At 48.2% G+C, this 6473-nt stretch carries 7 protein-coding genes; 4 read left to right on the top strand and 3 right to left on the bottom strand.

What is annotated here, in order from left to right:
• Nucleotides 1-110: 110 nt before the first annotated feature.
• Nucleotides 111-830 (bottom strand): PKD domain-containing protein, encoded by a 720-nt coding sequence (locus ACFSUS_RS28890; RefSeq protein WP_381528739.1) that lies wholly within the window; start codon nucleotides 828-830, stop codon nucleotides 111-113.
• Between the two features lie 652 nt (nucleotides 831-1482).
• Between ACFSUS_RS28890 and ACFSUS_RS28885 the strand changes: the two genes are divergently transcribed.
• Complete coding sequence (locus tag ACFSUS_RS28885) at nucleotides 1483-2199, top strand: membrane or secreted protein (protein WP_381528737.1); 717 nt, start codon at nucleotides 1483-1485, stop codon at nucleotides 2197-2199.
• An 11-nt stretch (nucleotides 2200-2210) separates the two neighbouring features.
• On the opposite strand, the gene ACFSUS_RS28880 is transcribed toward ACFSUS_RS28885, so the two are convergent.
• Nucleotides 2211-2735: a GNAT family N-acetyltransferase gene (locus ACFSUS_RS28880; RefSeq protein WP_381528734.1), complete on the bottom strand. Its 525-nt coding sequence runs from the start codon at nucleotides 2733-2735 to the stop codon at nucleotides 2211-2213.
• A gap of 70 nt (nucleotides 2736-2805) precedes the next feature.
• Nucleotides 2806-3681, bottom strand: a complete 876-nt coding sequence (locus ACFSUS_RS28875; protein ID WP_381528731.1) for a helix-turn-helix domain-containing protein — start codon at nucleotides 3679-3681, stop codon at nucleotides 2806-2808.
• 155 nt (nucleotides 3682-3836) lie between these two features.
• Here ACFSUS_RS28875 and ACFSUS_RS28870 point away from each other — a divergent pair, with 155 nt between their 5' ends.
• From ACFSUS_RS28870 to ACFSUS_RS28860, 3 genes are all read left to right on the top strand, one after another.
• Nucleotides 3837-4388, top strand: a complete 552-nt coding sequence (locus ACFSUS_RS28870) for a carboxymuconolactone decarboxylase family protein (protein WP_381528730.1) — start codon at nucleotides 3837-3839, stop codon at nucleotides 4386-4388.
• Nucleotides 4389-4403: 15 nt separating this feature from the next.
• Entirely contained in the window at nucleotides 4404-5351 is a 948-nt protein-coding gene (locus ACFSUS_RS28865) for an SDR family NAD(P)-dependent oxidoreductase (RefSeq protein WP_381528728.1), read from the top strand.
• Between the two features lie 223 nt (nucleotides 5352-5574).
• On the top strand, nucleotides 5575-6204 hold the full coding sequence (locus tag ACFSUS_RS28860) for a pyridoxamine 5'-phosphate oxidase family protein (RefSeq protein WP_381528725.1): 630 nt from the start codon (nucleotides 5575-5577) through the stop codon (nucleotides 6202-6204).
• Nucleotides 6205-6473: the final 269 nt, after the last annotated feature.

The following is a 6473-nucleotide window of genomic DNA, read 5'->3' as shown; positions in this document are numbered from 1 at the left end:
TTGGTTAAGGAGTTGAAAAAACGTAGTAGTTTTAAGCGGGCAAGCGGTAGTAGTCATGGTTTTGTAGTGTTGCAACCACAAAAGTAGAGCTAACTGCTACTTGCCCGTTTTTATAAGAAAGCCCTGTACCGTGTAGTTATATCGAAGTAACTAGAATAGCCAATTCCAGCACCGCCCGATGAATAAACCAGCTGGCTCCCATTGCCATCATTACCGTAGAGATTCAGTAAAAGATTATTGATCTGAGCCGGGTTTAATACTACTTTCTTAGTGACAGGAATCTCAAAAGCGACATTCGTATTAGATACATTTTTTAGCGGCTCGCTTTGGTATAGGACCACACTTGGAGTTGATGGCGGACTTTGAATAGGGCGTTGACCGAGCTCAATCGTTAAATCGGCTCGCTTACCACCTGTCCAAGTTGGTAGCTCCCCAAACGCATTCCAGTTTAACTGATTAACTGTAATTCTCTTTAAAACTTGATCAACTACCTGGATAGACTTCTTACTCACTTGCTGGGTTCCTGTTGAACTAGTTGTCGTCAAGGTAATTGTATAAGTACCAGCCTTAGCGTAACTAAAAGTCGGCGTTTGTTGAGTAGAACTATTACCATCTCCAAAGTCCCACAAATAGGAGCTAGCGTTTGTGCTATTATTGGTCGTTTTAATGGCATAACTCACTGGGTAGACAGACAGATAATTGCTCAAACCTGGGTCTGCCAGTGTATAGCTAAACTCGGCTGTTGGAACAATTTGGTGTTCTCGACACGCTATTAAGACGCTAAAACAAAGTAGGCTGATCAAAAGCTGAAGAATGCTTATCCGTTCCATAAGACTTATCAGTTTACATTACACAACCGCATTAGGTTAACTTAATTCTCTAGCGACAGCAGGGGTAAAAGTTGTTTCAAGGTAAGGTCTACATTATAGCGGCCAAACAAACTTGTTGTATTGTTGAAAGGAGCTGTCGTAACTTGGTTTGCATTCATATCAGCAGTGATCCTAAATCGATAAGTAACACGGGTTTGCCCATGAGCTTAACTACACATATAAAGAAAAATTGAGCAAAAAAGCCGTATCGTTTTCATATTACTTTTAGTGCAGCCTCCCATTACGATAATCTGTATCGTATTAGTATAGTTTATTAATATATGATTAAAATTATATTTTTTATATCATTAAATTTGATGTTATGTTAACTTAAGTTGGGATCATGTAACTGATTGCTTTACTTATCATTTTGTTAAACAGAGCAAAGATTAGTTCTTAGAAGCCGTTTCCCAATAAGTCGCATACACTCATGTATAGATCTTCACTGCAACGGCGGACTGTAAACTGTTGTTTACTAGATCGTTGGTCGCCATATAGTACTATCTTTTTAACGCGAAGGGAAAGTCTAAGCCAGATCGTAATAACACGCTTTAAGTAGTCAACTTATACCTTATTGCTTTTAGGCGAACAGTTGAATGAAAAAGAACGAGCTATGATACTACGCACCTTCGTTTTTGTGGTCTTACTCGCTACCGGTTTAGCAATGGCGTTTCGTCTGGCTCCTGCCAACATTAATGGAGCCTGGCGAAGCTCAGAAACATCGGGAGCGGCTTCCGTGCTGACGATTATTGACAACTACCTGATGCAAACCACTTACGAGCCTAACCGCTACATAAGCACACGAGGTGGCGTTTGTCGCCTGGACGATACTAAACTGAATCTAACCCTTGAGTTTGATTCGCAGGATAGCGCCCGTGTCGGTCAGACCGAGTCCTATCAGATTGCGCTACGTGGTGGTCAACTGGTTTTGACAGGTCCATCAGGAAGTCGAACGTTTAACCGGCTTGACGAGCCTACGGCGCAAACGCCGTTGACGGGGTTATGGCGTATTACCGGACGGGGCAACGACGCTGGTCAGATAACGACTATGCAGCGGGGGGCACGTAAAACGCTAAAGCTACTGACTGGCACCCGGTTTCAATGGGCCGCCATTAACCCGCAAACCAAGCAATTTTCGGGCGCTGGGGGAGGAACGTACGTGCTGAAAGACGATCAGTACACCGAAACAATTGATTTCTTCTCCCGCGACAACGGCCGGGTGGGCCGCTCGTTAACCTTCAAGGCTGAAGTAGACGGAACGCAGTGGCACCATACCGGGCAAAGCTCAACGGGGGGAGCCGTAAACGAAATCTGGAGTCGCGAGAAGTAAAATCGTGCCCGTTATCGCGTCGGGCGGCTTAGCTGCCATTGCCACAAGGCTCCATCGTCGGGGTCTTCAAACGCGTCGGTAAACGTCATGCCGCAATGTCTAAGGACTTTAACGGAGGCATTCTCTTCGGCTAACGTGTGCGCTTTAACTAGGGTAACCTCCGGGTGTTCAAAGGCCCATCGGATCAGGCCCTGCGCTGCCTCGGTCGCTAATCCCTGGTTGCGGTACGGTTCGTAGATCTCGTAGCCAATCTCCACCACGCCCTGTTCGTCGGGTTTGCCTTTGTAGCCGCCTATGCCCACTAACGCACGCTGCTCTCGATGAATGAACAGATAGAGCCACCACGGGCCTTCACTAGGGTCTTTACCGATTCTGGCGTACACGTAGTGAAATGGCTCGTTACCGAATTCGCTCAATACGTCCGGGACGCTAATGTCAAGATGGAACCCTAAATCGGATGGGCCAAGAAAAAGCATGCCGTAGGTTAACAGATCGGGCGGAAGCAGTGATAAACGCTCGGTGGTGATTGGAGACATCAGGATAATAGGAATGAGCAGGCAAAGCTAATGGTTGATGCATTAAACTGTACGCGCCTATTGAAGAGGCCTACTGATAATCACGGCGAAACTGCTCGGGTGTCACACCAGCTTCTTTTTTGAAGAAGCGGTTGAAATACGAGTGATCGAGGAAGTTGAGCCGATCGGCCACCTGCGCCACTGACAGTTCTGTGTGTACCAGTAGCCGCTTGGCTTCCAGGACCAATCTTTCCTGAATAATTTTTTGTAAGGATTTTCCTAGGGCTGTCTGACAAACGGTGTACAACTGTTTTTCTGACAACGCCATCATATCGGCATAATCGCGCACGGTTTTGTGCTCTACGTAATGTTTCTCTACCAATAGCTCCAACTGACGAATTTGGCTTTGGGCGTGAGCGGAAAACTGGTATGGATGACTCGCCAGGCTGAAGCCGCTGAGCTTGACTAAAAGGATATTTAGGTAGGATCGAATGATGTCTTCCCGGCGGTAACCACTGCCTAGGGCTTCTTGATACACCCGGACGAAAATCTCTTCGATTTCAGCCGCAGCGGGGTCTGACAAATACGCAACGGGAGGGGTTGCTAGTGAGTGGTAGAGTGGAAGATCAAACAGCTTTCGGGCGGAATAGTCGACCAGGTAAAACGCCGGATTAAAGAAAAACAGGTAGCCATCTGCGTCCTCCGAATACGTCCAGGTATGCACCTGAGCCGGTGACATGAAGAACACGCTACCCGGCCGGATAGGATAGTCTATGAAATCAATGGTGTGCGTGCCTTGGCCTTTTGTGAATATGGCAAGCAGGTAAAAATCGTGCCGGTGCGGTGCCTGAACGATCTGGTACTGCGCTACGTGTTCGCGGAATAATTGCACATACACATCAGGGTAATGTCTGGGAGCTTGTTCAAAGTCATCAATATGAAGAATCGGCAGGGACTTCTCTTTCATAGTCAGCTTCTATAGGGCGCAGGTACTCCGAAGCAGCAAGATAATCATAAGCTGGTGCGCGGAGAGAATCTATGCTACGAATAAGCTGATTTGTCCGGCAAAAGCCGTTACCACGCCAGTAGCTTTGTTGCATCAATAACCACAATACCAAGCCGATGAAAACGATTCAAGTGCCAACCAGAGATCAAGTAAGCGAAGCTTCACAAGTCTTGTTCGACCAACTGCAAAAACGATCCGGCAAAGTCCCGAATCTGTACGCTACCGTTGGCTATTCGGCCACCGCTCTACAGGCATTTCTTCAGTTTGATGAGCAGTTCAATCATGGCGTGTTTGCGGCCAAAGAACGGGAAGCGATTGCCTTAGTGGTTTCGCAGGTCAATGGCTGTAATTATTGCTTAGCCGCTCACACACTGGCCGCTAAAGTACGCGGCTTTAATCTGGACGACACACTAGCGATTCGCCGGGCCGAAGTGACCGACGGTAAACTAAATGCCATTTTACAACTGGCGAAATCTATCGCCGAAAATCAGGGGCATGCTGAGTCTGAGTTGGTTGAGAACTTTTTTGCGGCAGGTTACGATGAAGGTGCTTTGATGGAACTGGTGGGCCTGGTAACGGTACGCATCTTTACCAACTACGTATACGCTTTAACTAATATACCAGTCGATTTCCCAGCCGCGCCAGTTCTAGCTACGGCCGAATTGTAAGTCTTCTCTGGTGCAATGAAAACAAACAAACTACGGAGAGATATGACGTTGATCACAACAGGATTTGGATTTAAAACAACGGCTCGCGAAGTCGTCGAAGGCATCACGCTGACCGCTCGGCGGGCGATTGTGACCGGCGCAGCATCGGGTATCGGTGTCGAAACGGCCCGAGCGCTGGCCCAAACAGGAGCCGCGGTTACGTTGGCCGTTCGGGATGTAGAGGCTGGCCAAAAAGTTGCCGATGATATTTCGGCAACAACAGGTAACCCGTTAGTTCAGGTAGCTCAGCTTGATTTAACAGACAGGACATCCATTGATCGATTTGTGCGTGATTGGCAAGGTCCCCTGCATATCCTAATCCACAACGCCGGTGTTATGGCTGTCCCGGAGCTACGGAAGACATCAGAAGGAATAGAAATGCAATTTGCAACGAATCACCTTGGCCCATTTGCCTTGTCCGTTGGCTTACAGGATGCTCTGGCTGCCGCTGGTAACGCCCGGATTGTCGTCGTGAGTTCAAGTGGGCACATGCTGTCACCGGTTATTTTTGATGACATTGACTTTAATTTTCGCTTCTACGACCCCTGGTTGGCGTATGGGCAATCTAAAACGGCCAGCATTTTGTTCGCGGCTGGCGTTGCCAAACACTGGGCAAGCTACGGAATTACGGCGAACGCTCTGAATCCTGGTGCTATCGCCACCAACCTCCAGCGCCATGTGGGTGGGAAGCTTGTAACACCGCCCGAGCGCCAGAAGAATACCGAGCAAGGGGCGGCTACATCTGTCTTGCTGGCTACTTCACCTTCGCTGGAAGGCATTAGCGGCCGTTATTTTGAAGACAATAACGAAGCGACTCCCGTATCGTACCGGCACGACGACTATCATGGCGTTGCTCCTTACGCGATTGATCCTTCAAATGCTGACCGTCTGTGGGAGAAGTCGTTACGTCTGCTGGGCAGGTAACCCAAGTCTCAATTACTATTCATGGTAACTGAATAGTGCCTGATTAACCTCCAAAACAAAAAGTCCATGAACACGAACAAATCTGACGACGAACTACCTTTTGTGCACGAAGAATGTGGTGACACTATGTGGGATGAAACGGTGTTGAATGAACTCACGGTTGCGCTGCCCCAACGTACAGCTAAACCAGACACTAGCCAGTCTTCTAACCAACCAAGTCACCATGGCACAAAACTATCCGGCACTGGCCTTCACGGACCCAGTCAAGAAACTACAGGAGCGCTTCGGTAGTCGCACGGCCTACGCCCGTCAGGAGCATTTTGCCTATCAGGATGGCCTGACGGAACAAGAAATCGGTTTCATCGCCGAACAGGATAGCCTTTACATGGCCAGTATCGGCGAAAATGGCTTCCCGTACATACAGCACCGCGGTGGCCCAAAAGGATTCGTGAAGGTAATCGACAAGGACACCATTGGCTTTGTCGATTTCACGGGCAACAGACAATACATTTCGGTAGGCAATATGTTGACTCACCCGCAGGTGTCGCTCATTATGGTAAATTACCCTCGACGGGCACGGTTAAAAATCTATGCTGAAGCGCGCATCGTTGAGCTAAAGGATAATCCTGCGCTGGTTGACCTACTCGACCCCGCTGACTACCCGCACCGGCCCGAACGGATGATTGTGCTGGTAGTGAAGGCCTATGACTGGAATTGTCCTCAACACATCAAACCCCGTTACACCGCCGAAGACATAACCGAAGCCATGGTGCAACGGGATGAGTACATCCAGCGTCTGGAGGCTGAGCTAGCCGAATTGCGGCAGGTAGTAGCAGTAGCCAGTAAGCCTTAATTATAGGGGTGTAAGCATTTCAGGGAAAGCATCAGACAGCCATTAATTCCCTTGTTCAGCTGCAATACTCTTTGCTTATGTCGCAGATAACATTTAACTAGTCCTGTTTAATAAACATTTTCTGAAGTTTTAGGTGTATAGACCCAGAGTGTGATGGTGTACCTTCACCTCACAAATTTCATGATAATTTATGGGACAACTACTTCACGGCAGCGCCCGCACAACGGCGCTAGTACGAGCAGCTATCCAAGCCAGCCAGGAAAGTCTAT

Origin of the sequence: Spirosoma soli (assembly GCF_042684525.1) — a bacterium.
Taxonomy (GTDB): domain Bacteria; phylum Bacteroidota; class Bacteroidia; order Cytophagales; family Spirosomataceae; genus Spirosoma; species Spirosoma soli.
The sequence above is the reverse complement of the archived record's forward strand: the minus strand, read 5'-3'. Positions and strand labels throughout refer to the sequence as shown.

What these genes read in the sequence shown, in the direction of transcription:
- ACFSUS_RS28890 (WP_381528739.1), bottom strand. Translation starts at nt 830, where the DNA reads ATGGAACGGATAAGCATTCTTCAGCTTTTGATCAGCCTACTTTGTTTT.
- ACFSUS_RS28885 (WP_381528737.1), top strand. Translation starts at nt 1,483, where the DNA reads ATGATACTACGCACCTTCGTTTTTGTGGTCTTACTCGCTACCGGTTTA.
- ACFSUS_RS28880 (WP_381528734.1), bottom strand. Translation starts at nt 2,735, where the DNA reads ATGTCTCCAATCACCACCGAGCGTTTATCACTGCTTCCGCCCGATCTG.
- ACFSUS_RS28875 (WP_381528731.1), bottom strand. Translation starts at nt 3,681, where the DNA reads ATGAAAGAGAAGTCCCTGCCGATTCTTCATATTGATGACTTTGAACAA.
- ACFSUS_RS28870 (WP_381528730.1), top strand. Translation starts at nt 3,837, where the DNA reads ATGAAAACGATTCAAGTGCCAACCAGAGATCAAGTAAGCGAAGCTTCA.
- ACFSUS_RS28865 (WP_381528728.1), top strand. Translation starts at nt 4,404, where the DNA reads ATGAAAACAAACAAACTACGGAGAGATATGACGTTGATCACAACAGGA.
- ACFSUS_RS28860 (WP_381528725.1), top strand. Translation starts at nt 5,575, where the DNA reads ATGGCACAAAACTATCCGGCACTGGCCTTCACGGACCCAGTCAAGAAA.